The organism is Isoptericola sp. GX10416, from assembly GCF_056590155.1.
The window spans coordinates 465,898-491,288 of record NZ_JBWPVO010000001.1 but is presented as its reverse complement, the minus strand read 5'-3'; the positions used below and the strand labels follow the sequence as shown (position 1 = coordinate 491,288).

Sequence of the window (25,391 nt, the reverse complement as noted above, 5' to 3'; positions counted from 1 at the left end):
GCCCGGACGGGGCGTCGACGAAGGCTGCCGTGCACCGCGGCACGAGTGGGCGGGAGGTCGTGGTCATCTCAGTCATCAGCCCCCACAGGATAGGCGGTAGGGGGCGTGACGTGCGCGTTCCTGGTGCGCCGGTGACCCGGCTCGCTCACGTGGAGCTGCGGCCGACGGGCGTCGGAGACGTCGCCGTGCCACGCGAGGACAGGGCGCGCAACGCCCGCTCCGCAGGCCCGCGCAGACCTCGGCGGTCGAGCGTCACCGCGACGGCGACCGTGACCAGCCACGCAGCCACCGCCACGAGCGCGGCCTGCCACTGGTCCAGGACACCGCCGAGCCCCAGTCCCCAGGCGCACAGCAGCGGGGCGAAGATCACCGACTGCAGCAGGTAGCTGGTCAGGGACCGTTTGCCGACGGCCGTCAGCGCCTCCACGACACGTCCTGGCCGGCGCTCGTCCGTGAAGCGTGCCGCGACCAGCGCGAAGGCCGCGGCGTAGCCGAGCGCGCCGAAGAGGCCCGTCACCAGGTGCAGCAGGGTCGGCGCCCACTCGGGCAGCGCCCACTCCCCGTGGTGCATCATCACCGAGGGGATCGCTCCGGCCCAGCCGAGCGTGATGCCGAGGGCGGCGGTGCGCACGAGCAGCCGGCGGTGGGCGCGAGGCTCCTCCAGCACCCGGGCGCGTGCGCAGGCGATGCCGAGGAGGATCGCGGCGGGCACCACGAGGCCGAGGATTCCCTGCGTGACCGTCATGGGCAGCCAGAAGGCGAGCCGCGGCAGGATCGAGGCGAGGTACGGGCTGATGCCGGCGAGCTCGGGCGTCATGTCGCCGGACATGGCGGTGATCTCGGGAGGGAGGAGCGCTCCCGCCCCCATGGTGATGACCGCTCCGATCGCCAGCAGGCCCGTCAGAGCCCCGGCCCACACCAGCAGGGTCCTGGTGCGGCGGTGCAGGAAGAGCCAGACGACGAGGAGCCCGGCCAGTCCGTAGGCGCCGAGGACGTCGCCGTACCACAGCAGTGCCGCGTGGACGGCACCGAAGGCGAGCAGCCAGAGGTGGCGACGCTGCAGCACCCGCCGCGCGGTCCGTTCGTCGAGCCCCGCGGCGCGCTGGCGCGTGAAGGACTGCCAGATGCCGTAACCGAAGAGGAAGGCGAAGAGCGGATAGCTGCGACCGTCGACGGCGATGATCGCGACGGTCTGCCACATCGCGTCGAGCCCGGTGGCCCCGGGGCGGTGCGCGCTGGTCTGGGCGACCTCGGACCCGTAGAGGAACCAGGGGACGTTCGCCAATGCGATGAGCAGGAGCATCAGTCCGCGGGCGAGGTCGGGTGCGACGGCCCGGACGTGGGGCGTGCCGCCGTCGGACATGGTCATCGTGCTCCTTCGGGCCGCTGGGGGTGAGTGAGCGGGCTGGGGGAGAGGCGGCCGATGATGGCGGGAGCCTCGTGGACCAGGGTGTCATCGCTGAGCGCGTGCCGTCACTGCGTGCCCTGCGCCCCGGGTCCGGCAACGCTGCGCCGCCACGACGCCGTCCTCGACGCCCTCCCACCGGGGGCGGTCGAGGCGGAGTGTCGGTAGCACCGGGCACGATGGGCCTGTGCACGTCGTCCTCGCCCCGGAGCCCGCGGGCTCCGTCCGCCTGGTCCGCGTCGCCGACGACGGCGGCACACCGGGGGACGAGGGCGTTGCGGACTCGCTGGTGGTCGCCCCCGACGACCTCCCCGCCGTCGTGCGGGACGTCGAGGCGTCCGCCGCCGTCCCGCCGCGGTGGACGGGGCAGGACACCAACCGGTGGTACCCGGCGTTGCTCACGGCGGGCGTGCGCGTCGAGCGCGGGCACGACCTGCGCCTCGCGCACCGGATCCTGCGCGGCTCGAGCCTGTCCGCCGGCTCCGCCCTCGCCACGGCGCCGCCCGGCGACTGGGACGCGATGGGCCTCACCCCGCCCGGCGGCGAGGTCGCCGTCGGCGCGCTGCGCCGTCCGCAGGAGGAGTCGTTGTTCGACCTCGACGCGACCGCACCGGCGCGCGGCGTCGACGGACCCGCGGGGCCGTCGACGGGCCGGGCGCCCGACCTCCTCGCCGAGCTGGCGGCGCAGCACGCCGCGGTCGCCGGGTCGACCGGGGCGGGCCGGCTGCGGCTGCTCCTCGCCGCCGAGTCCGCGGGAGCGCTCGCCGCGGCCGAGATGCACCACGCCGGGCTGCCCTGGCGGGCGGACGTCCACGACGAGATCCTCACCGCGGTGCTCGGTCCCCGGCCTGCCGAGGGCCGGCGGCCCGAGAAGCTGGAGGCGCTCGCGGGGAAGATCCGTGCTGCCCTCGACGCGCCGGCCTCGCTCAACCCGGACTCCCACCCGGACCTGCTGAGAGCCATGGAGTACGCGGGCGTGGGCGCGCGGAGCCTGCGCAAGTGGGAGCTGGAGAAGATCGACCACCCCGTCGTCGCGCCGCTGCTGGAGTACAAGAACCTGTACCGGCTCTACACCGCGAACGGGTGGTCGTGGCTCGACCACTGGGTGCGCGACGGTCGCTTCCGCACGGACTACGTGGTCGGTGGGGTCGTGACCGGGCGCTGGTCGTCCACCGGCGGAGGGGCGCTGCAGCTGCCGAGGTCGGTGCGCCGGTCCGTCCAGGCCGACCCCGGGTGGGTGCTCGTCGTCGCCGACGCGGCACAGCTCGAGCCCCGCGTGCTCGCGGGCCTCGCGGCGGACGAGACGATGGCCGCCGCGGGCGCGGGTGGCGACCTGTACGCCGGCATCGTCGCCACGGGCGCGGTGCCGACCCGTGAGCTCGCCAAGGTCGGGATGCTCGGCGCGATGTACGGCGGGACGACGGGCGCGAGCGGCCAGGTGCTGCCGCGGCTGTCGCGCGCGTTCCCCCGCGCGATGGGGCTCGTCGAGGATGCCGCGCGCACCGGCGAGCGGGGCGGCGTCGTCAGCACCTGGCTCGGGCGCACCTCGCCACCGCCGGGAGAGGCGTGGGACGCGGCGCAGTCCGGGGCGCTCGGGGATGGGGCGCCGGCCGACGCCGCCACCCTGGCGCGCTCCTCGGCGCGGTCCTGGGGACGGTTCACCCGCAACTTCGTGGTGCAGGGCACCGCCGCCGAGTGGGCGCTGTGCTGGATCGCGTTCATCCGGCGACGGCTGTGGAACCTGCCCGTCGCCACCCGCTCGAACGAGGGGCCCGCACCGTTCGCCGACCGTGCGCACCTGGTGTTCTTCCTCCACGACGAGGTCGTGGTGCACGCCCCGGCGGCGCTCGCCGCCGACGTCGCACGGGAGCTGCGCGAGGCGGCGGTCGAGGCCGGGCGCCTGCTGTTCGGCGACTTCCCGGTCTCGTTCCCGCTCACGGTCGCGACCGTCGACTCGTACGCCGACGCGAAGTGAGCCCGGCCGCCCAGCCCGCACGCAGCGCCCGGCTCAACCGATGGCTGCCCGGCGGACGTGCGAGCGTGCGTGCTCGACGGCGTCGGCGAGGGTGTCGAAGGCGTGCTTCTCGTGCCGGAGCTCGTCGAGCACCCCGACCCGGACGATGAGGGAGCGGTGTCGGTCCTGGACTCCCTTCACGAGGACGGTGACGCCACGGCGTTCGAGCTCGGTGATGAGGTCGGCCAGAGCCTTGGCTCCGGTGGCGTCGACCATCTGCAGCTGGGACAGGCGCAGGATCACCACCTCGACGTCGCCGCGGGTGGAGGCCTCGGTGAGCTCGGTGAGGATGCGGTCCGCCGCGCCGAAGAACATCGCGCCGTCGAGCCGGAACAGGGCGATGCGGTCGTCGCCCTCGTGCGCCGGACCGGGCAGCGGTTCGCGGTGCACGGCGGATGCCCGGGCGACGTGGCGCAGCGCGAAGAACGCGGCGACGACGAGCCCGATCTGCACGGCCTCGATCAGGTCGAACGCGACGGTGATGAACGCCGTGATGGCGAACGTGCTGGCGTCGGACCGCGTCGAGCGCAGGATCGCCCGCACGGTGCGAGGGCCGATCATGCGCGTGGCGGTGACCATGAGCACGCCGGACAGGGCGGCGAGCGGGATCTGGGAGACCGGTCCGGTGGCGAGGTAGATCACGCCGAGGATCACGATCGCGTGGACGAGGGCGGCGAGTCGCGTGCGGGCCCCGGAGCGCACGTTGACGGCGGTGCGAGCGATCGCGCCGGTCGCTGGCATCCCCCCGAAGAGTCCCGACGCGACCGACGCGAGGCCCTGACCGAGGAGCTCGCGGTCCGGAGCGTAGACGGAGCCGCCCGGTGCCATGGAAGCGGCGACGCGCGCGGACAGCAGGGACTCGATCGCCGCGAGGGCGGCGACCGCGACGGCGGCGCCCACCACCTCCCGCAGGGCACCCGCGTCGAGGCTCGGCAGGACGGGGGAGGGCAGCGTGTCGGGCAGGGCGCCGATGCGCGCGACGGGCGCGGAGGTGATCTCGGCGAGCGCCGTGACCACGACGACGGCCACGAGGGAGGCGGGGACGGCGTGGTGCAGGCGTGGGAGGAGCACCATGAGCAGCACGACCACGGCCACGGTGCCGAGGGTCCACGCCGTCTCGGTGCCCGGGTCGGTGGCCGTCGTCGCGACGGAGCTCAGGGCGGTGGCCAGGGAGTTCTCGCCGACGGCCGCGTCCGTGCCGAGCGCAGCGGGCACCTGCTGCAGGAAGATGATGGCGGCGATGCCGAGCGTGAACCCCTCCACCACGGGCCACGGGATGTAGGTCACCGCCCGGCCGAGCCGGAGCAGGCCGAGCGTCAGGACCAGGACTCCTGCGAGCACGGTCACGAGTGCGACGGACCCGACGCCGTGCGCCGCGACGACCGGTGCGAGCACCACCGCCATCGCACCGGTCGGCCCGGAGACCTGGAACCTGGAGCCGCCGAACACCGCGGCGACGATCCCGGCGATGACGGCGGTGACGAGACCCGCGGCGGGCCCGACCCCGGAGCTCACGCCGAAAGCGAGCGCCAGCGGCAGCGCGACGACGCCGACGGTGATGCCGGCGACCAGGTCGGCGCCGAGCGTGCGCGGCCGCAGGTCGTAGTCGGACCGCCCGGGGAGCAGGTCGCGGACGTCGAGCCGGGCGATGGTGTCGCGGATCGTCACCGGGACTCCTCCGTGACGGTCGTGCGGACCTTGTCAGGCAGGTCGGCCTCGGCGGCGTCGAGGACGCCGCGTGCCGTCGCGCCGGGCAGGGTGGGGAGCCTGCGGACCACGTCGAGGCGACTCGCGTCGTCGTCGGCGGCGAGGCGCCGGAGCAGGAACGCGCGCGCGACGACGAGGAGCTCGGCGACCAGTGGTTCGGTGAGCCGGTAGCGCACGGCGTTGCCGGACCGCTGGGACTCGACGACACCGGCCCGCTTGAGCACCGCGAGGTGCTGGGAGAGCGCGGACGGCTCGGCTCCGGTGGCCTCGAGCAGGCGGGGGACCAGGACCGTGCGGTCGGGCTCCACCGCCAGGACCTCGAGCACCTGGATACGGGCCGGGTGGGCGAGAGCGCGGAAGAGGTCCGCCTTGACGGTGTACAGGGGCTGGGTGTCCACGGTGAGATCGTACCAATGGATTTAGGGATCGCTAAATCCAGTGCCGGGGGGAGCCGATGGTTAGGGTCGGCCCATGAGCTCCGCGCCCCGCACCCTCGCCGACGTCGTCGCCGCCCTGGACGACCTGTACCCGCCGTCGACGGCGGAGGGCTGGGACGCGGTCGGCCTGGTGGCCGGCGACCCGCACCGCGAGGTGCGCCAGGTGATGTTCGCCGTCGACCCCGTCGACGCGGTCGTGGACGAGGCGATCGAGTGGGGTGCCGACCTGCTCGTCACCCACCACCCGCTGTTCCTCAAGCCGGTGACGTCCGTGGCCGCCACCACCTTCAAGGGCAGCGTGGTGCACCGGCTGCTCGCCGCGGGCTGCGCCCTGCACGTGGCGCACACCAACGCCGACTCCGCGCCGCGCGGCGTGGCCGACGCCCTCGCGGACCTCGTCGGCATCACCGACCGGCGACCGCTGGTGGCGCGCGTCGACGACGTCGAGCGAGGCATCGGGCGGGTCGGTCCGCTCGAGCGGCCGACGACGTTGGGCGAGCTCGCCCGGCGGGTCGCCGACGTGCTGCCCGCCACGGCCCAGGGGGTGCGCGTGGCGGGCGACCTCGACGCCGAGGTGACCACCGCCGCCGTCGTCGGAGGGTCCGGGGACTCGCTGTTCGACGCGGTCCGGGCCGCCGCCGTCGACGTCTACGTCACGGCCGACCTGCGCCACCACCCCGCGTCCGAGCTGCGTGAGCGGGCGGCCTTCGAGGCGGGGCACGACGCGCCGCCGGAGAGCGGGCGTCCGTTCCTGATCGACGTCGCCCACTTCGCCTCCGAGTGGCCCTGGCTGGCCTACGCCGCCGCCGATCTCACCGACCGCCTGGGAGACGGTACGGTGACCACCAGAGTGAGCACCCTGGTGACGGACCCGTGGACGACCCGGGTCGCGAGCACGGGTCGCTGACCGTCATCTGAAGAGCTGCACGAGAGGACCCCACCATGGCTACCGCACCCGTCGAGGACCAGCGTCGCCTGCTCGAGGTCCAGGCCCTCGACACCAGGCTCCAGCAGCTCGCGCACCAGCGCCGGAACCACCCGGCGCTCGCCACGATCGCCGATCTGGACGCCCGCATGCGCGACCTGCACGGCTCCCTGGTCGACTCGCGGACCGCCGTCGCCGACCTGGAGCGGGAGGTCACCAAGGCCGAGCGCGACGTCGAGCAGGTCCGCAACCGCGCGACGCGCGACCAGCAGCGCCTGGACGCCGGCGCGCTCGGGGCGAAGGACGCGACGGCCGTCATGAGCGAGCTCGAGTCGCTCGCGCGCCGCCAGAACGTCCTCGAAGAGGCCGAGCTCGAGCTCATGGAACGGCTCGAGGCGCACCAGGAGGCGCTGGCCAAGGTCGAGGCCGCGCACGGCGAGCTCGTCTCCGCCCAGGAGAAGGCGATCGCCGAGCGCGACGCGGCCTTCGCGGAGATCGACGGCACGGCCGCGGGAGTGACGGCCGAGCGGTCCAAGGCCGCCGAGGGCCTGGACGCAGGGCTCGTCACCCTCTACGACCGGCTGCGTGCCCAGCTCGGCGGGTCGGGCGCGGCCGCGCTGAACGGCAACCGCTGCGAGGGCTGCCGGCTCGAGCTGAACGCCGGTGACCTGGCCGCCGCCAAGAACGCCGCGCCGGAGCAGGTCGTCCGGTGCGAGGAGTGCGGCCGGATCCTCGTCCGAGCCGCCCAGGGCTGATGCGGCGCCCTCCGTCCGGTGCGCTCGCCCGGTACGACGGCGTGGTCCCGGCCACCGTGGTCCTCGTGCGCCACGGGGTCACCCCGTTGACGGAGGTCGGTGCGCTGTCCGGCGGTGACGTGCCTGGACCCTCGCTGACGACGGCGGGCCAGCGGCAGGCGGCGCAGGCAGCCGACGCGGTGTTCCGGATCGGCAAGGACCTGTGGCCGGACGTGCCGCGCCCGGACGCGCTGTTCGCCTCGCCCACCGTGCGCACCCAGGAGACCGCCGCGGCCGTGAGCCGGCGGATCGGGGCGGACGTGCGGACCGACGAGCGCTTCGCGGAGATCCGCTTCGGCGAGTGGGAGGCCATGGTCCCGGAGCAGGTGCACGCCGGCTGGCCCGGCGACCTGGTGCGGTGGGTCACCGAGGGCACGTTCGCCCCGCCCGGTGGCGAGTCGTACGCCGACCTCGCCACGCGCGTGCAGCCTGCCCTGGACGACGTCGTCGCGCGAGCCGAGAGCTCGACGTCGGTCGTCGTGGCGCACGCCGCGGTGATCCGGACGCTGGTGGGCCTGGCGCTCGACGCCCCGCCGAACGCCTGGGGCCGGGTGCGTGTCCCGCCGGGCTCGCTGTCCCTGCTGAGGCTCTGGCCCGACGGCGCCCGCGAGGTCAGCGTCGTCGGGTTCCCGGCCGCGGACTGACGCGGCCGGGGCCGGCTCTCTAGGCGATGACGAGCTCGAGCGTGCGCGGACCGCTGCGCGCCCGGCCCGCCGCGTCGCCCAGCGTCGCCTCGACCATGCGATAGCTCAGGCCGGTGCCGATCTCGGTGCCGATGACCTGCCCGTCGAGCTCGCGGGCCGCGTCGAGCAGCGCCTCTGCCGACGACGGCGGGGCGCCCGCGCGGCGCAGCAGGTGACCCGTGAGCACGCCGCGGGTGTGCTTGGCGTTGTGCGAGACGACGGTGCGCTGACCGTCGACGTCGCGCACGACCCGGACGGTGACCCAGTCGGCGGCGTCGGGACCGGTGGTCGTGGGCTTCCACGCCGCCAGGTACGCGGCGGAGCGGCAGTCGACGACGACGTCGCCCGCCGCGCGCCCCGTCAGCGCGTCCGCCAGGTGCGGACGCCAGGCCGTGGCGAGCCTGCCGACGCCCGGCAGGTCGACGCCCATGGAGAGCCGGTAGGCCGGGATACGGTCCTGCGGCGCGACGACCCCCCACAACCCGGAGAAGATGCGGACGGAGTCCGCGCAGAGCGCCGCCGCCGGACCTGTCAGGTCGCCGAGGCCCGCCGCGGCGTAGAGCACGCCGGTGTAGACGTCCGTGGCCGGTGCCGCCGGCGCCGTGCGCAACGCGGTGTTCCGGGTGACCTCCTTGGCCAGCGTCGCGCCGACCTTCAGGACCTTCGTGGCGTCGGGTCGGGCGCTCACCGTCGCGAGGGCGTCCAGGACGGCTTCCCGCTGGGGGGCGAGCTGCGGCGCGGCGAGCGCCCGCAGGTCGACCGGGGCGCCGCCGTCGGGCGCGGGCGTCTTGCCCTCGGAGGGCGGGAGGCAGATCAGCACCCGGACACCCTAGAGCCTGGCGGGCGGCTCCTGGTCGTTGGCCGGTGGTCCGCCTCGTTGTGGGAGCATCGGGAGCATGACGTCCGACGAGCAGTGGCTCACCCGAGCGGTCGAGCTGGCGGTGACCGGCGTGCCGTCAGGACAGGGCCCGTTCGGAGCGGTCGTGGTGCGCGACGGCCAGGCCGTGGGGGAGGGGACGAACCGTGTGACGGTCGACCTCGACCCGAGCGCGCACGCCGAGGTGGTGGCGATCCGGGCGGCCTGCCAGGAGGTCGCCGCGTACTGGCTGCCCGGCGCCGTGCTGTACAGCTCGTGCGAGCCGTGCCCCATGTGCCTGGCGACCGCGCTGTGGGCGCGCGTCGACCGGGTGGTGTTCGCCGCTGATCGCCACGACGCCGCGGCAGCCGGCTTCGACGACCGGATGTTCCACGACGTGCTCGCGGGCCGCGCACCCGCCCCCGTGCCCGTGGAGCGCCGGTCCGTGGACCGTGCGCTGGCGCCGTTCGAGGCCTGGACCGCGTTCGACGGCAAGTCTCCCTACTGAGGCCGTGACGTCCGTAGGATCGCGCCATGGCTCAGGTGAAGATCTACGGGAACCGGTCGGTGTGGGGCGAGCGACGGGCGCAGGTGTCCGACGCCGTCCATGCGGCCCTGGTCGGCGCGTGGCAGCTCCCCGAGGGCAAGCGGTTCCACCGCTTCCTGCTGCTGGACGACGGCGATTTGGTCGCGCCGCGCTCCGAGGCCTACCTCGTGATCGAGATCCTGTGCTTCACCGGTCGCACGGCGGCGGCGAAGAGGGCTTTGGTCCGAGCGATGTACGACGACGTCGCCCCGGCGCTGGGGCTCGCGGAGGACGACCTGGAGGTCGTCGTCGTGGAGAGCCCCCGCGAGAACTGGGGCATCCGCGGCCGCAGCGCGGACGAGCTGGAGCTGGACTACCGGGTGGACGTCTGAGGGCGGGTATCCTTGCCGGGCGGACGAGTCGGTCGGACGGTCGCGTCGCCGCTGCTCCTCGGAGCGGCGGTGCCGAGGAACGTCCGGGCTCCGAAGGGCAAGGTGGTGGCTAACAGCCACCCGGGGTGACCCGCGGGAAAGTGCCACAGAAAGCAGACCGCCTGCACGCCTCGGCGTGCAGGTCAGGGTGAAACGGTGGTGTAAGAGACCACCAGCGTGCCCGGTGACGGGTGCGGCTCGGTAAACCCCACCTGGAGCAAGGTCAGACAGACTGTGTTGGAGGGCGGCCCGCCCGATTCTCTGTCGAGAAGCGCAGTCGGGTAGACCGCTGGAGGCCTGTGGCAACGCAGGTCCTAGATGGATGACCGTCACCCGTGCCGGGGCAACCGGGCACGGGGACAGAACCCGGCGTACAGACCGGCTCGTCCGCCCCGCAGGTCGTACGCTCGTGGCATGAGCGACACCGGCGTGCTCACCTTCCGTCCGGCCGACGACGTGCCGTTCGACCGAGGGGCCGATCGGGTGGGTCGCCGTCGCGCCGCGCCCGACCTATCGCCGCTACTACGGACGCAGCCCCGTCGTCTGGACCGGCCGGCAGGAGGACCGTGAGGACCCGTCGGTGTGGGCCGTCGCGTGCTTCGTCGTCCGCGCCGGCGCTCGCGGGCAAGGACTGACGTACGAGTTCGCCCAGGCGGCCGTCGACTTCGCACGGAGCCAGGGTGCGACGGCGCTCGAGGGCTACCCGATCGTCGCCCGCGGCGGCGGTGAGGTCGTCTGGGACGAGGCGAGCGTGGGCACCCCGCAGATCTTCGCGGCCGCCGGCATGCAGCAGGTCTCAGCCCCGACGACGCGTCGTCGCGTGATGCGGATCGACTACTGAAGCGAGTTCTGGGAAGCGGCGCTGAGCCGGGCGGCGGAGAACGGGAAGACGAGCACCGTGACGGCCCCCGCCGTCACCATGATCGACGCCAGGTCGATGCTGATGACGTCCGAGGACGCGGCGATCTGGGTCACGGCCACGATGATCGGCAGTCCGGTGGACGCGTACAGGCCGAGGGCGGCCCGTTCTCGGACGGTCGTCAGGCCCGAGTGGGTGGTGGTCCACTGCTCGCGGGCGACGACAGGAAGCCCGCGCACCAGCAGGATCATGGTGACGAACCCCAACAGCAGGGGCCACCCGGCCGCGACGGCGGACAGGTCGATGTTCATACCGCTCGTCACGAAGAACACGGGGATCAGCAGGCTGAATCCGACGACCTCGACCTTGTGCGTGATCTCGCGCGCATGGTCCGGAGCCGCACCCTTGAGCACGGCGTTGAGGAGGATGCCGGCGGTGAAGGCGCCCAGGGCGACGTCGAGCGAGAGGACGGCGGTGAGCAGCATGAGCGTGATCAGGATGAGCACGGTGAGGCGCAGCGTCGTCTGCATCGTGGTGTTCGACGCCCGTGCGAACGCCTCGCTCAGCAGAGGTGCGGCCCGGAAGACCCGACGGGGGACCGCGATGACGAGGGCAGCCGCCGCGGCGAAGGCGACGAGGACGGCGGCGGCCTGCCAGGTGCCTCGCGTGGAGAGCAGCAACGACATCGCGACGATCGGGAGCAGCTCACCGTAGGCGCCATGGACCATGACCGCGCGTCCGAGCGGCGTGCCCGTGGTCCCGGAGTCCTTCAGGATCGGCAGGAGCGTGCCCAACGCGGTGGAGGTCGAGGCGATGGCCAGGACGACGGCGACGTGTACCTGCCCGTCGACCAGGAGCAGGCCCGCACCCAGCCCGAGCAGGGCGCACACCAACCAGGTGATCGCCGCCTGGCGTCCTTGGCGACCGCGCATGTCGGCGATGTCGACCTCGAGCCCGGCCAGCAGGAACAGGAAGCCCAGACCGAGCTCGCGCAGGAACTCGACGGGGGCCGTGGCGGAGGCCAGACCGAGCGCGTGCGGGCCGATGGCAGTCCCGAAGACCAGCAGCCAGACGACGTCGGGAACTCTGCGGCGCGTCACCAGGGCCAGGACCGGCGCGAGGAAGGCGACCAGCGCGATCCACCACACCGAAGCCAGGTTGTCGACGAGCAGCTGCCCTTCCGTCATGGCCGGGACGCTACCGCTGATGCGGCCGGTCGGCCCGTCTTGTCAGGGCGTCCGGTCGCTCTCGTGCACCGGCCTCCTCGTGATGACCGTGTGGCCCACGGCGATGACGACGATCGCGATGACGGCTCCGACGAGGGTGTAGAAGGCCCGGTCGACGATGCTGTCGACGATGGCGTCCGAGCCGCCGGCGGTCTGCAGCACGACTGCCGGTGTGAGGACGGTGACGAACGCCCAGTACGGGAGCTTCATGTTCGCCCACGCGGCTGCGACCGTCAGCACGAGAGCCAGCGCGGTGATCACCGCCGGCAGGTCCTTGAACGCCGCGACGATCGCGACCGCGACCAACGCACCGGCGAGGGTCCCGGCCACCCGTGCCGCCACGCGGCTGGCGGTGTCGACGTAGTACGGCTGGACGACGACGAAGAAGGTCAGGATCAACCACCACGAGTCCGCACCGAGCCCGGTCATGGCGACGTGGGTCGCGGTCCCGACGAGAAGTCCGAGCGCTGCGGCGAAGTAGCCGGCCGTGTGCAGGGGAAATGTCTTCGGCGGCTGCACGGGGAACGCTCGGACGAGGATCTGACCGAGTGCCGCGGTCCAGAGGCCTCCCAGGAGGACAACGCCGACGGTGACGAGGCCGGAGGTCAGCGACGATTCTGCGGCCACCGTGCCGGAGGGGACCCGGACGTCGAGGTCGCCGATCAGGGCGAGGGCCGCCAGCGGGCCGGCGAACGAGAGCATCATGTGCCAGCCGCGCAGCGCGGTGAGTCCTGTCGCGACGCCGATCGCCGCCATGTACAGCGCGCCGACGATCGGCAGGTCGTGCAGAAGGAGAGACGTCCCGATGAGCGCGGGGGTGACGAAGGCCGCCGCGAACCCCACCCGCGTCCCGGCGAACAGCCCGATGACGACGGGGAGCATGCCGAGGTACCAGAGCGAGCCGTTCGTGTGCCAGGCGGAGACGCTCAACCCGATCATGGGCGCCAGCAGCAGCAGCGCCAGAACGACGACCACACCGGTCGACGGTGCGTGCCGGGCGGGCGGCTCGTGCGCTTCAGCCGTCATGTCTGGTGACGCTAGCGGTCGCCCGTCGGTGGCGCACCGTGGCCCTCCGCCGTCCGGCGTGCGCACGGCGGCTCACATGGAGGCGCCCCACTGGTAGCCGGCATAGGCGAGGGCCACGCATGCCACCAGGGTTCCGACGGAGTAGGCGAACGCGTGGCCGTAGCGCTTGTCTCGGATCAGCAGCACGGTCTCGTGGCTGGCGGTGCTGAACGTGGTGTACCCGCCCAGGAATCCTGCGCCGACGACCGGACCGAGGTCGGTGGCCGGGATGCTGCTGGCGACCAGCCCGGTGATGGCCCCGAGAACCAGGGACCCGGACGTGTTGATGATGACGGTGGACCACGGGAACGCACTCGTCAGCTTCGAGCTGATGAGGCCGTCGACGACGAATCGGGTACCTGCGCCCAGGCCGCCTGCGACCGCGAGGAGGAGGAAGACGCCGAGGGTCATCGCTGCGTCTCCTCCTCACCGGGCTGGATCCGGGCATGCGCCCGGGACGCCACCACGATCCCCGCGAAGGTCGCGACAGCACCGAGGAGCAAGGTCGTCAGTACGTAGATCGTCGCCAGGTCGGTGCGCGAGCCGTCGAGCAGCACCACCGTGTCGGTGGCCAGCGAGCTGTACGTGGTGAAGCCGCCGCAGAAGCCTGTGCCGAGGAGCAGCCTGAGCCGTGCGCCGCGAGGGTCGCCGGGCAGCCGGTGGGTCACAGCGACATAGAGGTAGCCGAGGAGAAAGGCGCCCACGACGTTGACGGCCGGGGTCGCGACGGGCAGCTGGTCGAGGTCCGGGACCGCCCAGGTGACTCCCTCGCGGCACGCGGCACCGAACGTGCCGCCGACCACGACGGTGGTGATCGTTGCTGCACGCTGGGCGCCCGGGTGAAACATGTGAAGAACATTGGCTGAACGTGAGCGTTTGGTCAAGAAGTCTCCTGTGACGGGGTTCACTTCGGGCGTCGGCTGGTGTACGTTTGCGCCATCGCGACAACGTGGTCGCGTGTCCTGATCGCCGGTTGCCACGCCGTGGCACGCAGGGGGCGTGGACTCCAGGGACGAAGGTGTGACAAGTGACCCTCACCAGTGAGGTTCAGACCGGCGGGATCGCTCTGACCGAGCGCTCGTCGGTGAGTGTGGTGACGATGTGGGGCGAAGTTGACATCGCCCTGCGCAACGAAGCCTCGGCAGCACTCTCCGGGGCCTTCCAGCGTGACCTGCCCGTGGTCGTGGACGCCTCCAGGGTGACGTTCATCGACTCTGCGGGCATCGCCTTCCTCGTCCAGCTCTGCCGCATCGGGCAGGACGAAGGGCTCCAGGTCACGTTGCACGATCCGCCGGCCACCATCCGCGACGCGCTGCGCACGCTCGAGCTCGACTCGCTCGTCGTACGCTGAGCCGATCCACCGGTGCCGGTCACTCCTCGGGTGACCGGCACCGGTGCGTCCCGGGCTCAGTGGGGGCGTGCTGCCAGCGAGGCGGCACCGACGATCCCCGCACGGTTGCGCAGGGTCGCCGGGATGATCTCGGCCCGCAGGTCGAGCAGGGGCAGGAACTTCTCGTGCTGCTTGCTGATGCCCCCGCCCACGACGATGAGGTCGGGTGAGAGGAGCATCTCTACCGTCTCGAAGTAGCGCTGCAGCCGCTTGGCCCACTTCTCCCAGGACAGGTCCTCGCGGTCGCGGGCCGATTCCGCGGCGCGGGACTCGGCGTCGTGCCCGTCGATCTCCAGGTGTCCGAGCTCGGTGTTCGGTACGAGCGCACCGTCCACCAGCAGCGCCGAGCCGATGCCCGTGCCGAGCGTCGCGAGGAGGACCACGCCGTCGCGTCCCTTCGCGGCGCCGTACCGCTGCTCGCCGACGCCGGCTGCGTCGGCGTCGTTGACGGCGACGGCGTCGTGCCCGGTCGCCTCACGGACGAGGGCCGGCAGGTCGACACCCTTCCAGGACTTGTGCAGGTTCGCGATGAAGCGGACGACGCCGTGGTCCAGCGGCGCGGGGAAGGCCACCCCGATCGGGGCGTCGTCGGCCAGGTCGAAGCCCCCGACGAGCTCCGCGAGGATCTCGCCCACGGCCTCGGGTGTCGACCTGTCGGGAGTGCGGACCCGTTGCCGGTCCGCGGTGAACTCTCCGGTGGTCAGGTCCACGGGTGCGCCCTTGATCCCGGAGCCGCCGATGTCGATGCCGAAGGCCACCTGGTGCTCTCGTTGCTCAGCCATGGGGACCATCTTGGTGCAGGATCGTGCCATGAGCGAGAACAGTCCACGTCAGGCGCAGTACTGGTACAACACCGAGACCGGTGAGGTGGAGGAGGCAGCGCAGAAGTCGTCGTGGAAGCACCTCATGGGGCCCTACCCCACGCGCGAGGCGGCCCAGCAGGCGCTGGACACCGCCTCGCGGCGCAACGAGGCATGGGAGGACGAGGACGCCGACTGGCGAGACCCGTCCTGACGCCGGCCCGAGGTCGACCGCCCGCTACTGCTGGAACGAGTGCTCCGCGGCGGGGAACGCACCGGCGCGCACCTCTGCCGCGAAGTCGGCCACCGCCTGGCCGAGCACGCGGCCCAGCTCGGCGTAGCGCCGGGCGAAGCGCGGCGACCAGTCCGTCATCCCCGCCATGTCGGTCCACACGAGCACCTGACCGTCGACGTCCGGCCCGGCGCCGATCCCGATCGTCGGGATCTGCAGGAACTCGGTGATGCGCGCGGCGACCTCCACCGGCAGCATCTCCAGCACGACGGCGACCGCACCGGCCTCCTGCACGGCGAGGGCGTCCTGGCTCAGCTCCTCCGCGGCGTCGTCCCCGCGGCCCTGGACTCGCGGCCCGCCGAGGGAGTTCTCCGCCTGGGGCGTGTAGCCGAGGTGCCCGACGACGGGGATGCCGGCAGCGCTGATGGCCTGGATCTGGGCGGCGGAGCGCCGTCCGCCCTCGAGCTTGACCGCGGAGGCACCGGTCTCCTTCATGACCCGTACCGCGGAGGCGAGCGCCTGCTCCGGTCCTGCCTCGTAGGTCCCGAACGGCAGGTCGACGACGACGAACGCGCGCTGCGTCACCGACGCGACGGCGCGACCGGCCCGGACCATGTCGTCCAGCGTGACCGGCAGGGTGGTCGCGTGCCCCAGCATCGTGTTGCCGATGGAGTCGCCGACGAGGATCGTGTCGATGCCGGCCGCGTCGATGACGGCCGCGGTGGGGGCGTCGTAGGCGGTCAGCATGGTGATCTTCTCGCCGCGCTCCTTGGCCTGCCGCAGGTGGTGGACCCGCACGCGCCGGGCGCCCGCGGCGATCCCGGCAGGTGCTCCGCCGCTTGAGGTGACGGACCTCACACCGGACGTGGGGTCGCTCGGGGCAGGAGAGTTCTGGCTCGTGGTTGCCATGGTCGATAGCGTAGGCGACAGCCGGTCGGGACCCTGTCTCGCTCCGGTCGGCGGTGCCGGAGCGGTACGTCACCCACGGTTAACAGGTATCGGGCAGGATGGGGTCATGGACAGGCAGCAGGAGTTCGTTCTCCGCACGGTCGAGGAGCGCGACATCCGCTTCATCCGTCTCTGGTTCACCGACGTGCTGGGGGTGCTCAAGTCCGTCGCGGTCGCCCCGGCGGAGCTCGAGCAGGCCTTCATCGAAGGCATCGGGTTCGACGGCAGCTCGATCGAAGGGCTGACACGGGTCTACGAGGCGGACATGATCGCCAAGCCCGACCCGACGACGTTCCAGGTGCTGCCCTGGCGCGGGGAACGGCACGGGACCGGCCGGATGTTCTGCGACATCCTGACCCCCGAGGGCGAGCCGTCCCTGGCGGACTCGCGCAACGTCCTCAAGCGCCAGCTCGCCAAGGCGAGCGACAAGGGGTTCACGTTCTACACGCACCCCGAGGTCGAGTTCTACCTGTTCAACCAGATGTCCGCGGCCGACCAGCCGTTGGTGCCGGTCGACCACGGCGGCTACTTCGACCACCTGGCCCGCGGCAGCACGCACGACTTCCGCCGCGCCGCGATCACCATGCTCGAGTCGATGGGCATCTCGGTGGAGTTCTCCCACCACGAGGCGGGCCCCGGCCAGAACGAGATCGACCTGCGCTACGCCGACGCGCTCACCACGGCGGACAACCTCATGACCTTCCGCACCGTGGTCAAGGAGGTGGCGCTCGAGCAGGGCGTCTTCGCGTCCTTCATGCCGAAGCCGCTGGCCGACAAGCCCGGCTCGGGCATGCACACCCACATGTCGCTGTTCGAGGAGGACCACAACGCCTTCCACGAGCCGGGTGCGCAGTTCGAGCTGTCGAAGACCGGCCGGCAGTTCATCGCCGGCCTGCTCGTGCACGCCGGTGAGATCACCGCCGTGACCAACCAGCACGTGAACTCGTACAAGCGGCTCTGGGGCGGTGCCGAGGCGCCGAGCTACATCTGCTGGGGCCACAACAACCGTTCCGCGCTGGTGCGGGTGCCGATGTACAAGCCGGGCAAGGGGAACTCGTCGCGGGTCGAGTACCGCGCGCTCGACTCCGCCGCCAACCCTTATCTCGCCTTCGCGGTGCTGCTGGCCGCCGGTCTCAAGGGCATCGAGGAGGGCTACGACCTCCCAGAGGCGACCGAGGACGACGTGTGGGAGCTCACGGGAGCCGAGCGGCGGGCGCTCGGCATCGCGCCGCTGCCCGACTCGCTCGACGAGGCGATAGAGCTCATGGAGTCGTCGGAGCTCGTCGCCGAGACTCTCGGCGAGCACGTGTTCGACTACGTGCTGCGGAACAAGCGCAACGAGTGGGACGCGTACCGCGCCCAGGTGACGCCGTACGAGCTGCAGACGTCGCTGCAGTTCCTCTGAGCCCTGGTCGGGAACGGTGCCGCTAGGGTCGACACGTGAGCTCGACGACGTCCGGCACCGGTAGACGCGAGACCCTGACCCGCAGGCTCCTGCGGACAGGATTCGCGGACCTGACCCGATCCGCCTCCCTGTGGACCGACGACGACCTCCAACGCCGGCTCGGACAGGACGACGGCGAGTCCCTCCTGCGGGCGCTGGGGACGACGGCGGACCCCGACCTCGCCCTGCTCCAGCTCGTCCGGCTCGCGGGCGCGCCGGGTGCCGGTGACCGCGTGGACCATCTCCTGACCGCCGACGCCGCCACGCCGCAGGGAGCCGCCCGCACGCGGCTCCTCGCGGTGCTGGGTGCGTCGTCGGCACTCGGGGACGAGATCGCGCGCCGCCCAGAGCTCCTCGACGTGCTCGCCGACGAGGAGCCGGGCACCGGCGCGGACCCCGCAGCCGTCCGAGCCGGGATGCTGCGCGCGGTAGGGGCCGACCCCGCCGCCGAGGTGCCCGTGGCCGCCGCGGACCCGGCGGCCGGCACGGAAGAGCCGCCGTCGTGGCCGGACGCCGACGCCCGGACCGCCACCGACGCCCTCCGGCGTGCCTACCGGGCACGGCTGCTGCGGATCGCCGCGACCGACCTGACGACCACCGACCCGCTCACCGTGCTGCCCGGCGTGGCCGCGGCACTGTCAGACCTCGCTGTCGCCGCCCTGGACGCGGCGCTCGCCGTCGCCCGCTCGCAGCTGCCGGACCACGGGGCGGGCGTGCGCCTCGCCGTCATCGGCATGGGCAAGACCGGAGGACGCGAGCTCAACTACGTCTCCGACGTCGACGTCGTGTACGTGTGCGAGCCCGTGCGGGCGAGCGACGGCACGCCGGCCATGGACGAGTCCGCCGCCATGCGGGTGGGCACGCAGCTCGCGTCCCGCCTGCAGAAGGTGTGCGCCGGGACGTCGACCGAGCCGTCGTTGTGGGAGGTCGATGCCGCGCTGCGGCCCGAGGGCAAGCAGGGCCCGCTGGTGCGCTCGCTCGAGAGCCACCTGGCCTACTACGAACGCTGGGCCGAGACGTGGGAGTTCCAGGCCCTGCTCAAGGCGCGGCCCGTCGCGGGCGACGCCGAGCTCGGCGCCGCCTACCGTGCCGCCGTCGACCCCTTCGTGTGGGCAGCGGTGCACCGTGACCACTTCGTCGAGGACGCGCAGGCGATGCGCCGTCGCGTCGAGCAGAACGTGCCCGCCGCGGAGGCGGACCGGCAGATCAAGCTCGGCAAGGGCGGGCTGCGCGACGTCGAGTTCACCGTCCAGCTCCTCCAGCTCGTCCACGGCCGGACGGCTGAGAGCATCCGTGGCGCCAACACCTTCTCCGCCCTGGACGCGCTCGCGAGCGCAGGGTTCGTCGGGCGCGAGCACGCGGCACGCATGGGCGAGTGCTACCGGTTCCTGCGTTCGCTGGAGCACCGGGTACAGCTCTTCCGGCTCCGTCGGACGCACCTGCTGCCGACATCCGAGGAGGACCTGCGCCGGCTCGCCCGGTCGCTGGGCATGCGGGGCCAGGGCGCGGACGACCTGATGCGCCGTTGGCGCGACACCCGCCGGGAGGTCCGGGCGCTGCACGAGGCCGTCTTCTACCGGCCGCTGCTACCGGCGTGGGCCCAGCTGTCCGACGACGAGCTGTCGCTCGCGCCGGATGCAGCGAGGGCGCGGTTCGCCGCCGTCGGCTACCGCGACCCCGACGGTGCGATGCGGCACGTCGTGGCGCTCACCGAGGGGACGTCGCGGCGCGCGTCGCTGCAGCGCCAGCTCTTGCCCGTCATGCTCGGCTGGTTCGCCGAGGGGGCCGACCCCGACGCCGGGCTGCTGGCCTTCCGCAAGCTCTCCGAGACCCTCGGCACGACGCCCTGGTACCTGCGGCTGCTGCGCGACTCCGGGAACGCCGCGTATCACCTGGCGCACCTGCTGGCCTCGTCGCGCTACCTGGCCGACGCGCTGGCCCGGTCGCCCGAGTCGGTGCAGTGGCTGGCCGACACCACGCGGCTGGAGCCGCGCGGACCCGAGCGGCTCGCCGCCGAGGCCGACGCCGTCCTCACCCGCTCCGACGACCCCGGCACCGCAGCCAGCAAGCTGCGGGCGCTGCGGCGGCGTGAGCTCGCCCGTACCGGCGCCGGCGAGGTGCTGGGCGTCCTCGACCCGGTCCGCACCCAGGCCGCGATCTCCGATGCCGCGGACATGGTGCTGCTGGGTGGGATGCGTGTGGCCGAGTACGCGGTGCGCGCGGAGATGGGGCTCGGCCCGGCCGCCGCGGCGAACCCCACCCGCACCCTCGTCGTGGCCATGGGCCGCATCGGTGGCCGCGAGATGGGGTACGGGTCGGACGCCGACGTCATGTTCGTGCACGAACCGGTGCCCGGAGCGGACACCCAGCAGGCTCAGGACTTCGCCCTGCGGACGGCGCGGATGCTGCAGAAGATGCTCTCCGCCGTCGGCCCCGAGCCGAACCTGCCCGTCGACGCGGACCTGCGTCCCGAAGGTCGCCAAGGGCCGCTGGTCCGCACCTTCGGCTCCTACGCGGAGTACTACGAACGCTGGATCGACGTCTGGGAGCAGCAGGCCCTGCTCCGGGCCCGCCCCCTCACGGGGACGCTCAGCGGCGATGCCGACCTCGCGCGGCGCTTCACCGAGATGATCGCCCGGCATCGCTACCCGGCGGGCGGTCTGCCCGAACCGGCGTCGCGCGAGATCCGCCGCATCAAGGCACGCGTCGAGGCGGAGCGGCTGCCGCGCGGCACCGACCCGACGCGGCACCTCAAGCTCGGTCGCGGCGGCGTCTCCGACGTCGAGTGGGCCGTCCAGCTCCTGCAGCTCCAGCACGCTCACGAGGTACCGGCGCTGCGGGTCACGGAGACCGTCGCAGCGCTCGACGCCGCGGAATCGGCCGGACTCCTCGACGACCTCGACGCCGAATGGCTGCGCGAGGCCTGGATGCTCGCCTCGCGCCTGCGGTCCGCGCTCGTGCTCTGGTCCGGGAAGGTCGGCGGGCCGCGCGGTGACGTGCTGCCCGCCGACTCCTGGGCGCTGTCCGGGCTCGCCGACCTCATGGGCGACGTCGGGAGCGGCGTCGAGCTCGAGGAGCTCTACCTGCGGACGTCGCGACGGGCGAGGACCGTCATGGAACGCGTGGTGTACGGCGAGGACTGAGCCGCTGCGGGGTGGACCTCGTCGGTCCCACCCTGCGCTGCGCTCCGCGTCAGTCCTCCGTGCTGAGGGTGAGGGCGTTGAGCCGGCTGCCCGCGAACCAGGTCGCCGCGACGAAGCCGCCGATGATCAGCGCGTACGCGAGCCCCAGGCCGACGTCTGCCGTGAGCAGGCCGGAGGGCGCGAGGGATTCGGTCACCGACAGCGCCCACTGCTGCACGCTGAGGTTGCGCGCGCCCGGCACGAAGCTGCCGACCAGGCTCTCCCAGATCAGCGCGTAGACCAGGCCGATGATGACCGCGTGCCGGGTGACGATGGTGAGCAGCAGGAAGAGCACGCTGTACACCGCCCCGGCGGCCAGCGCCCCGGCACCGAACGCGAGCACGGTACGCGGCCCTGCGCCGAGCACGACGGCGGCCAGCATCGTCGGCACGACGGCGAGCGCGACGACGGTCCCCACGGCCACCAGCAGCTTGCTCTGCACGATCGTGTGCCGGGAGACGGGCTTGGCCAGCAGGTGGACGATCGAACCGTCGTCGATCTCCGGGGCGATCGCCCCGGTGCCCACGATGAGACCGAACAGCGGCAGGAACGTCGAGAAAGCGATCGCGCGCAGCAGTCCGGCGGCGTCGGCCTCCGAGACCGAGGCGAGCAGCCGGGTGGCCACAGCGATGACGACGAGCAGCAGCGCCAGGGCGCCGAGCAGCCACAGGCGTCGGCCGCCCAGCATGCCCTGGGCGGTCAGGCGGACGATGGTGCGGTTCACGATGGCTCCTAGTTCTCGACGAGGTAGGAGAACACGCTCTCCAACGACTCGTCCGCGGGCGAGACCTCGAACAGGCGGACGTCCGCGTCGCGGGCGACGCGGGGGAGCAGCTCGGCAAAGCGGAGGAACTCCCGGGCCTGGACCCGCAGCACCCCGTCCTCCAGGCTGACGCCGGCCGTCGACGCGTCGGCCACGAGAGCCGAGGCCAGCGCGCGGTCGTCGCTGGAGGTGATGGTGTACTGGTGCGGGCGGTCGGTCATCAGGCGCCGGATCTCGCGATAGTCGCCCGACGCGGCGTACCGGCCGGCGACCACCACCTCGATCTGGTGCGCGAGCTGCTCGACCTCCTCGAGGATGTGGGAGCTGAACAGCACCGTGCGCCCCTCGGCGCCCATGCGGCGCAGCAGCTCGATCAGGTGCAGACGCTGGCGCGGGTCCATCCCGTTGAACGGCTCGTCGAGAAGCAGCACCGTCGGGTCGTGCACCAGCGCGGAGGCCATCTTGACCCGCTGCCTCATCCCCTTGGAGTACTCGCCGATCTTGCGGTCCTGCGCCTCCTGCATCGCAACCGTCTCCAGCGCTCGCTGGGCGGCGGCACCCGGGCCGGCCAGGCCGTGCAGCTCCGCACTGGCGACGACGAGCTGGCGCCCCGTGAGGAAGTCGTAGGTGGCCTCCCGCTCGGTGACGATGCCGAGCACCCGGTAGGCCTCTGGGTTCTTCCAGGTCTCGGCGCCGTCGAGCGTCACGGAACCGGCCGACGGCGGCAGGAACCCGGCGAGCATGTTGATGAGGGTGGACTTGCCGGCGCCGTTCGGTCCGAGCAGCCCGGTGATCCCTGGGCCGATGGACATCGTCACGTCGTTGACCGCGACGACGTTGCCGAACCAGCGCGAGCAGGTGTCGATCGTGAGCGTGGCCATCAGACCTTCACCTTCCGGTAGCGCCGGGTCAGGACCCGGTAGGCGAGGGCGACGACCCCCAGCGCCACGACGAGAAACACGAGTCCGGCGAGATCGCTCGGCGGACCCGCGGGCGTCGAGGACGAGACACCGAACGCCCAGACCTGCACGCCGTCGACCAGGGTCATGGGGGAGAAGAGGCCGATCCATCCGGCCGTGTCGGGGTCGTCGGCGTCGAACGCGACCACGCCCTGCAGGCTCGAGACGATCGAGTAGCTCAGCGCCAGCACCGTGACGATCGCTGCGATCCCGAACCCGCGGCGCGCGGTGAAGGAGGCGATGAGCACCGAGAGACTGGCCAGCACGGCGGAGAACAGCACCGCGCCCAGCAGGGCCTGGGCGAGGTCGACGGACTCGCGCCCGGCGTCGAACCCGGCGGCCAAGGACCCGAGGTACAGCACGACCAGCGGCACCGCCAGCAGGATGAGCACCGCCGTCGTCGTCGCGGCGAGCTTGGCCCGCACGTAGTCGACGCGCTCCAGCGGCCGGGCGAGGTAGAGCGGCAGCGAGTGGAAGCGCAGGTCGAGCGACACCGCCTGCGGTGCCGCCACCGCGACGAAGATCGCCAGCGCCGCCTGCATGATCATCGCGTACCGGGTGTACGGCACCACCGGGCCCGTGATCTGGCCCATCCCGGCGCCGACGACGGCGACCACGGCAAGGACGACGGCCGGCAGCAGCAGGACGACGAACATGCCGATCGGGACGACCTTCGACCGCGCTGCCCGGCCGAGGCCGAAGGCGCCGCGCAGACTGTGCGTGTAGAGGCTGAGCGTGATCGCGCGGCGGGCGAGGCGCTCGCCGTCGTAGCCGCGGTAGCCGATGTTGTGGATGACGCCCGTCGGCGAGCTGTCAGCGTGCGACATGGGTGGCCTCCTCGTCGAACACCTCGGCGATGTGATGACGCCGCGGTTCCATCCGGACGAGCCCGAGCCCACGGTCCGCGACGACGTCGCGCACCAGGTCGTACGTCTCGTCGCCCCGCAGCTCGACCAGCAGGAGCGCCCCGTCCTGGGTGACCTCCAGGCCCGCGCTCCGCAGCGCTGCGAGCGCCGCGGCAGGCTCCGCGACGACCTCGAGGGCGAGCTGGGCGCTGGACCGGGTGAAGTCGGCCACCGACGACGACCGCAGGAGCGTGCCACCGTCGATGATCACCACGTTGTCGCAGATCCGTTCCAGCTCGCCCAGCAGGTGCGACGTGACCAGCACGGAGATCCCGAAGTCGGTGTGGATGCGCCGTACCAACGCCAGCATCTCGTCACGGCCGGCGGGGTCCAGGCCGTTGGTGGGCTCGTCGAGGAACACGACGTCCGGGTCGTGCACCAGCGCCTGGGCGAGCTTGACGCGCTGCTTCATGCCGGTGGAGTACCCGCCGATCGGCCGGTAGCGCTCCTCGTAGAGCCCGACGTGCCGCAGCGTGTCGGCGGCGCGCTCCCGGGCAGCCGACGTCGGCAGTCCCGACATGCGTGCGAGGTGCACCACCAGCTCGGTGGCGGAGACGTCGCCCGGCAGGCAGTCGTGCTCCGGCATGTAGCCGACCCGGCTGCGCAGGGCCAGGCCGTTGGCCTCGATGTCGTGGCCGAGGACCCGGGCTTCGCCCGACGTCGCACCGGTCAGCCCCAGGAGGATCTTGATGAGCGTCGACTTGCCGGCGCCGTTGGCACCGACAAGTCCCGTGACGCCGTCGCCGACGTCGATGGACAGCGACTCGAGGGCGGTGACACCCGGATATCGCTTGGTGAGGCGTTCCGTGGAGATGACTGGCACGCGCCTCACGCTAGCGGTGCAGGTCAGCGGCCGATAGGCCTGGCGTCGGAGATCAGGGCAGGCTCAGGGGATTCACCCATGGCCCGGGTGCCGATCGCTCAGGCGCGCTCGATCGGCAGCCAGATCTCGCACGTGGCCGTCGTGAAGTCCTCGTCATGCTCGAGGACCGCCACGATCGACGGTCCGGGTCGCAGTCGCCACGGGTTCGACGGGAACCACTCCGACGCCGTGGCCGCGTAGGCCTCCTGCAGGGCCTGCGGGTGCGGTCCCTCGGTCGTGAAGACCGCCCAGGTCCCGGCGGGGACGGCGATGCTGTCCAGGTCGTCGGGGACGGGGGTGCCGTCGCTGACCGCCACCCCGTGCAGGTAGGTCAGCTCGGTGCCCTCCGGGCTGTCCTGGGCCAGCTCGTCGCTGACCTGCAGCAGGCCGGCGGGGGAGGTGTTGCTCATCTCCTTGAGCCGCAGGTGCTCCGCCATCGGGATCGCGGCGACGTGCTCCTGGATGTGCGGGTTGACGCCCTCGTGGACGAGCGGCACCCGGGTGGCGTGGCCGACGAGGCGGAGGTCGGGCCGTTCGGTGAGGCGGACGTGCATGGGTCTGTTCCCTTCGACGGTCAGGCGGAACCTGAGCTGTTGTTGGCTGCGGAAGGGACCCCCGGTGCGGCGTGCGTCGCTGAGCCCGACGCCGTGGACAGCGCGGAACGCGCGTCCGAACGCCTCGGTCGAGCCGTAGCCGTACCGGACAGCGAGCGTCAGCAGGTCGTCGGACGACTCCGCCACGTCGGCGGTGGCGACCGTCATCCGGCGGCGGCGGACGTACTCGGAGACGGGCATGCCCGCCAGCGACGAGAACATCCGTCGCAGGTGGTGCTCCGTCGTCCCGTGCTCCGCCGCCACCCGGGCGACGTCGACCTGCTCGGCCGCCGCCTCCTCGACGGCGTCCATCAGGCGGTTCAGTGCTGCGAACATCGCGGGCCTCCTTCCGCGTACCAGCCTCCGGGAACGGGAGGCGTCCGCG

26 protein-coding genes and 1 other RNA gene are annotated in these 25,391 nt (G+C 72.6%); 12 read left to right on the top strand and 15 right to left on the bottom strand.

Features of this window, described 5'->3' with window-relative positions; all coding sequences use genetic code 11:
- Positions 1 to 145: 145 nt before the first annotated feature.
- Positions 146 to 1,369 carry a DUF418 domain-containing protein gene (locus ACWAT2_RS02480; protein WP_402371343.1) on the bottom strand — a complete coding sequence of 408 codons (1,224 nt, stop codon included), beginning with the start codon at positions 1,367 to 1,369 and terminating at the stop codon, positions 146 to 148.
- A 223-nt stretch (positions 1,370 to 1,592) separates the two neighbouring features.
- On the opposite strand from ACWAT2_RS02480, the gene ACWAT2_RS02475 reads away from it, so the two are divergent.
- A complete protein-coding gene (locus tag ACWAT2_RS02475; RefSeq protein ID WP_402371345.1) occupies positions 1,593 to 3,380 on the top strand; it encodes a bifunctional 3'-5' exonuclease/DNA polymerase in 1,788 nt (595 codons plus the stop codon).
- Between the two features lie 33 nt (positions 3,381 to 3,413).
- On the opposite strand, the gene ACWAT2_RS02470 is transcribed toward ACWAT2_RS02475, so the two are convergent.
- Together ACWAT2_RS02470 and ACWAT2_RS02465 are read right to left on the bottom strand one after the other, a co-directional pair.
- A complete protein-coding gene (locus ACWAT2_RS02470; protein ID WP_402371347.1) occupies positions 3,414 to 5,087 on the bottom strand; it encodes a SulP family inorganic anion transporter in 1,674 nt (557 codons plus the stop codon).
- On the bottom strand, positions 5,084 to 5,524 hold the full coding sequence (locus ACWAT2_RS02465; protein WP_402371349.1) for an ArsR/SmtB family transcription factor: 441 nt from the start codon (positions 5,522 to 5,524) through the stop codon (positions 5,084 to 5,086). The genes ACWAT2_RS02470 and ACWAT2_RS02465 overlap by 4 nt, the downstream gene beginning before the upstream one ends.
- Before the next feature lie 73 nt (positions 5,525 to 5,597).
- On the opposite strand from ACWAT2_RS02465, the gene ACWAT2_RS02460 reads away from it, so the two are divergent.
- From ACWAT2_RS02460 to ACWAT2_RS02450, 3 genes are read left to right on the top strand one after another with little or no spacing between them, the layout of a single operon-like run.
- Entirely contained in the window at positions 5,598 to 6,470 is an 873-nt protein-coding gene (locus ACWAT2_RS02460) for a Nif3-like dinuclear metal center hexameric protein (protein ID WP_402371351.1), read from the top strand.
- A gap of 35 nt (positions 6,471 to 6,505) precedes the next feature.
- Complete coding sequence (locus ACWAT2_RS02455; protein WP_402371353.1) at positions 6,506 to 7,243, top strand: zinc ribbon domain-containing protein; 738 nt, start codon at positions 6,506 to 6,508, stop codon at positions 7,241 to 7,243.
- The gene (locus ACWAT2_RS02450) at positions 7,243 to 7,926 is read left to right on the top strand and encodes a histidine phosphatase family protein (protein ID WP_402371356.1); all 684 of its coding nucleotides are present in this window, start codon (positions 7,243 to 7,245) and stop codon (positions 7,924 to 7,926) included. The genes ACWAT2_RS02455 and ACWAT2_RS02450 overlap by 1 nt, the downstream gene beginning before the upstream one ends.
- Before the next feature lie 19 nt (positions 7,927 to 7,945).
- Here the strand turns inward: ACWAT2_RS02450 and ACWAT2_RS02445 are convergent, their stop codons facing one another.
- The gene (locus ACWAT2_RS02445) at positions 7,946 to 8,785 is read right to left on the bottom strand and encodes a YaaA family protein (protein ID WP_402371357.1); all 840 of its coding nucleotides are present in this window, start codon (positions 8,783 to 8,785) and stop codon (positions 7,946 to 7,948) included.
- 76 nt (positions 8,786 to 8,861) lie between these two features.
- Between ACWAT2_RS02445 and ACWAT2_RS02440 the strand changes: the two genes are divergently transcribed.
- The 4 genes from ACWAT2_RS02440 (at position 8,862) to ACWAT2_RS02425 (ending at position 10,619) form a co-directional block, all read left to right on the top strand.
- On the top strand, positions 8,862 to 9,329 hold the full coding sequence (locus ACWAT2_RS02440; protein ID WP_402371359.1) for a nucleoside deaminase: 468 nt from the start codon (positions 8,862 to 8,864) through the stop codon (positions 9,327 to 9,329).
- Between the two features lie 26 nt (positions 9,330 to 9,355).
- Positions 9,356 to 9,739 (top strand): tautomerase family protein, encoded by a 384-nt coding sequence (locus tag ACWAT2_RS02435; RefSeq protein ID WP_402371361.1) that lies wholly within the window; start codon positions 9,356 to 9,358, stop codon positions 9,737 to 9,739.
- Positions 9,740 to 9,763: 24 nt separating this feature from the next.
- Positions 9,764 to 10,168, top strand: an RNA gene (gene rnpB / locus ACWAT2_RS02430) — RNase P RNA component class A.
- Positions 10,169 to 10,256: 88 nt separating this feature from the next.
- The gene (locus ACWAT2_RS02425) at positions 10,257 to 10,619 is read left to right on the top strand and encodes a hypothetical protein (RefSeq protein WP_402372078.1); all 363 of its coding nucleotides are present in this window, start codon (positions 10,257 to 10,259) and stop codon (positions 10,617 to 10,619) included.
- Here ACWAT2_RS02425 and ACWAT2_RS02420 read toward each other — a convergent pair.
- The 4 genes from ACWAT2_RS02420 to ACWAT2_RS02405 form a co-directional block, all read right to left on the bottom strand.
- Positions 10,613 to 11,824, bottom strand: coding sequence for a cation:proton antiporter (locus ACWAT2_RS02420; protein WP_402371363.1), 1,212 nt, complete (start codon positions 11,822 to 11,824; stop codon positions 10,613 to 10,615). The genes ACWAT2_RS02425 and ACWAT2_RS02420 overlap by 7 nt on opposite strands.
- 42 nt (positions 11,825 to 11,866) lie before the next feature.
- Positions 11,867 to 12,889 carry an FUSC family protein gene (locus tag ACWAT2_RS02415; protein WP_402371366.1) on the bottom strand — a complete coding sequence of 341 codons (1,023 nt, stop codon included), beginning with the start codon at positions 12,887 to 12,889 and terminating at the stop codon, positions 11,867 to 11,869.
- Between the two features lie 72 nt (positions 12,890 to 12,961).
- Positions 12,962 to 13,339: a fluoride efflux transporter FluC gene (locus ACWAT2_RS02410; RefSeq protein WP_402371368.1), complete on the bottom strand. Its 378-nt coding sequence runs from the start codon at positions 13,337 to 13,339 to the stop codon at positions 12,962 to 12,964.
- Positions 13,336 to 13,776, bottom strand: coding sequence for a fluoride efflux transporter FluC (locus tag ACWAT2_RS02405; RefSeq protein WP_402371370.1), 441 nt, complete (start codon positions 13,774 to 13,776; stop codon positions 13,336 to 13,338). Before ACWAT2_RS02405 ends, ACWAT2_RS02410 begins: the two co-directional genes overlap by 4 nt.
- 179 nt (positions 13,777 to 13,955) lie before the next feature.
- Between ACWAT2_RS02405 and ACWAT2_RS02400 the strand changes: the two genes are divergently transcribed.
- The gene (locus ACWAT2_RS02400) at positions 13,956 to 14,279 is read left to right on the top strand and encodes an STAS domain-containing protein (RefSeq protein WP_402371372.1); all 324 of its coding nucleotides are present in this window, start codon (positions 13,956 to 13,958) and stop codon (positions 14,277 to 14,279) included.
- Between the two features lie 56 nt (positions 14,280 to 14,335).
- Here ACWAT2_RS02400 and ppgK read toward each other — a convergent pair whose 3' ends face one another.
- On the bottom strand, positions 14,336 to 15,100 hold the full coding sequence (ppgK, locus tag ACWAT2_RS02395) for a polyphosphate--glucose phosphotransferase (protein ID WP_402371374.1): 765 nt from the start codon (positions 15,098 to 15,100) through the stop codon (positions 14,336 to 14,338).
- Positions 15,101 to 15,128: 28 nt separating this feature from the next.
- On the opposite strand from ppgK, the gene ACWAT2_RS02390 reads away from it, so the two are divergent.
- On the top strand, positions 15,129 to 15,332 hold the full coding sequence (locus ACWAT2_RS02390) for an SPOR domain-containing protein (RefSeq protein WP_402371377.1): 204 nt from the start codon (positions 15,129 to 15,131) through the stop codon (positions 15,330 to 15,332).
- 24 nt (positions 15,333 to 15,356) lie between these two features.
- Here the strand turns inward: ACWAT2_RS02390 and panB are convergent, their stop codons facing one another.
- Positions 15,357 to 16,259 carry a 3-methyl-2-oxobutanoate hydroxymethyltransferase gene (gene panB / locus ACWAT2_RS02385; RefSeq protein WP_402371379.1) on the bottom strand — a complete coding sequence of 301 codons (903 nt, stop codon included), beginning with the start codon at positions 16,257 to 16,259 and terminating at the stop codon, positions 15,357 to 15,359.
- 106 nt (positions 16,260 to 16,365) lie between these two features.
- Here panB and glnA point away from each other — a divergent pair, with 106 nt between their 5' ends.
- Both glnA and ACWAT2_RS02375 read left to right on the top strand, forming a co-directional pair.
- Positions 16,366 to 17,703, top strand: a complete 1,338-nt coding sequence (gene glnA / locus ACWAT2_RS02380; RefSeq protein WP_402371381.1) for a type I glutamate--ammonia ligase — start codon at positions 16,366 to 16,368, stop codon at positions 17,701 to 17,703.
- Positions 17,704 to 17,738: 35 nt separating this feature from the next.
- Complete coding sequence (locus tag ACWAT2_RS02375; protein ID WP_402371384.1) at positions 17,739 to 20,885, top strand: bifunctional [glutamine synthetase] adenylyltransferase/[glutamine synthetase]-adenylyl-L-tyrosine phosphorylase; 3,147 nt, start codon at positions 17,739 to 17,741, stop codon at positions 20,883 to 20,885.
- A 49-nt stretch (positions 20,886 to 20,934) separates the two neighbouring features.
- Here ACWAT2_RS02375 and ACWAT2_RS02370 read toward each other — a convergent pair whose 3' ends face one another.
- From ACWAT2_RS02370 to ACWAT2_RS02350, 5 genes are all read right to left on the bottom strand, one after another.
- Positions 20,935 to 21,648 carry an ABC transporter permease gene (locus ACWAT2_RS02370; RefSeq protein WP_402371386.1) on the bottom strand — a complete coding sequence of 238 codons (714 nt, stop codon included), beginning with the start codon at positions 21,646 to 21,648 and terminating at the stop codon, positions 20,935 to 20,937.
- 8 nt (positions 21,649 to 21,656) lie between these two features.
- Entirely contained in the window at positions 21,657 to 22,568 is a 912-nt protein-coding gene (locus tag ACWAT2_RS02365; RefSeq protein WP_402371389.1) for an ABC transporter ATP-binding protein, read from the bottom strand.
- Complete coding sequence (locus ACWAT2_RS02360; protein WP_402371392.1) at positions 22,568 to 23,473, bottom strand: ABC transporter permease; 906 nt, start codon at positions 23,471 to 23,473, stop codon at positions 22,568 to 22,570. The genes ACWAT2_RS02365 and ACWAT2_RS02360 overlap by 1 nt, the downstream gene beginning before the upstream one ends.
- Complete coding sequence (locus ACWAT2_RS02355; protein WP_402371395.1) at positions 23,460 to 24,374, bottom strand: ABC transporter ATP-binding protein; 915 nt, start codon at positions 24,372 to 24,374, stop codon at positions 23,460 to 23,462. Before ACWAT2_RS02355 ends, ACWAT2_RS02360 begins: the two co-directional genes overlap by 14 nt.
- A 98-nt stretch (positions 24,375 to 24,472) precedes the next feature.
- Positions 24,473 to 25,342, bottom strand: coding sequence for an AraC family transcriptional regulator (locus ACWAT2_RS02350; protein ID WP_402371397.1), 870 nt, complete (start codon positions 25,340 to 25,342; stop codon positions 24,473 to 24,475).
- Positions 25,343 to 25,391 lie beyond the last annotated feature (49 nt).

Bases quoted from the DNA above. Each gene is read 5' to 3' on its own strand.
- ACWAT2_RS02480 (WP_402371343.1), bottom strand. From the start codon at position 1,369: ATGACCATGTCCGACGGCGGCACGCCCCACGTCCGGGCCGTCGCACCC.
- ACWAT2_RS02460 (WP_402371351.1), top strand. From the start codon at position 5,598: ATGAGCTCCGCGCCCCGCACCCTCGCCGACGTCGTCGCCGCCCTGGAC.
- ACWAT2_RS02455 (WP_402371353.1), top strand. From the start codon at position 6,506: ATGGCTACCGCACCCGTCGAGGACCAGCGTCGCCTGCTCGAGGTCCAG.
- ACWAT2_RS02450 (WP_402371356.1), top strand. From the start codon at position 7,243: ATGCGGCGCCCTCCGTCCGGTGCGCTCGCCCGGTACGACGGCGTGGTC.
- ACWAT2_RS02440 (WP_402371359.1), top strand. From the start codon at position 8,862: ATGACGTCCGACGAGCAGTGGCTCACCCGAGCGGTCGAGCTGGCGGTG.
- ACWAT2_RS02435 (WP_402371361.1), top strand. From the start codon at position 9,356: ATGGCTCAGGTGAAGATCTACGGGAACCGGTCGGTGTGGGGCGAGCGA.
- ACWAT2_RS02420 (WP_402371363.1), bottom strand. From the start codon at position 11,824: ATGACGGAAGGGCAGCTGCTCGTCGACAACCTGGCTTCGGTGTGGTGG.
- ACWAT2_RS02415 (WP_402371366.1), bottom strand. From the start codon at position 12,889: ATGACGGCTGAAGCGCACGAGCCGCCCGCCCGGCACGCACCGTCGACC.
- ACWAT2_RS02410 (WP_402371368.1), bottom strand. From the start codon at position 13,339: ATGACCCTCGGCGTCTTCCTCCTCCTCGCGGTCGCAGGCGGCCTGGGC.
- ACWAT2_RS02405 (WP_402371370.1), bottom strand. From the start codon at position 13,776: ATGTTTCACCCGGGCGCCCAGCGTGCAGCAACGATCACCACCGTCGTG.
- ppgK (WP_402371374.1), bottom strand. From the start codon at position 15,100: ATGGCTGAGCAACGAGAGCACCAGGTGGCCTTCGGCATCGACATCGGC.
- ACWAT2_RS02390 (WP_402371377.1), top strand. From the start codon at position 15,129: ATGAGCGAGAACAGTCCACGTCAGGCGCAGTACTGGTACAACACCGAG.
- panB (WP_402371379.1), bottom strand. From the start codon at position 16,259: ATGGCAACCACGAGCCAGAACTCTCCTGCCCCGAGCGACCCCACGTCC.
- glnA (WP_402371381.1), top strand. From the start codon at position 16,366: ATGGACAGGCAGCAGGAGTTCGTTCTCCGCACGGTCGAGGAGCGCGAC.
- ACWAT2_RS02365 (WP_402371389.1), bottom strand. From the start codon at position 22,568: ATGGCCACGCTCACGATCGACACCTGCTCGCGCTGGTTCGGCAACGTC.
- ACWAT2_RS02360 (WP_402371392.1), bottom strand. From the start codon at position 23,473: ATGTCGCACGCTGACAGCTCGCCGACGGGCGTCATCCACAACATCGGC.
- ACWAT2_RS02350 (WP_402371397.1), bottom strand. From the start codon at position 25,342: ATGTTCGCAGCACTGAACCGCCTGATGGACGCCGTCGAGGAGGCGGCG.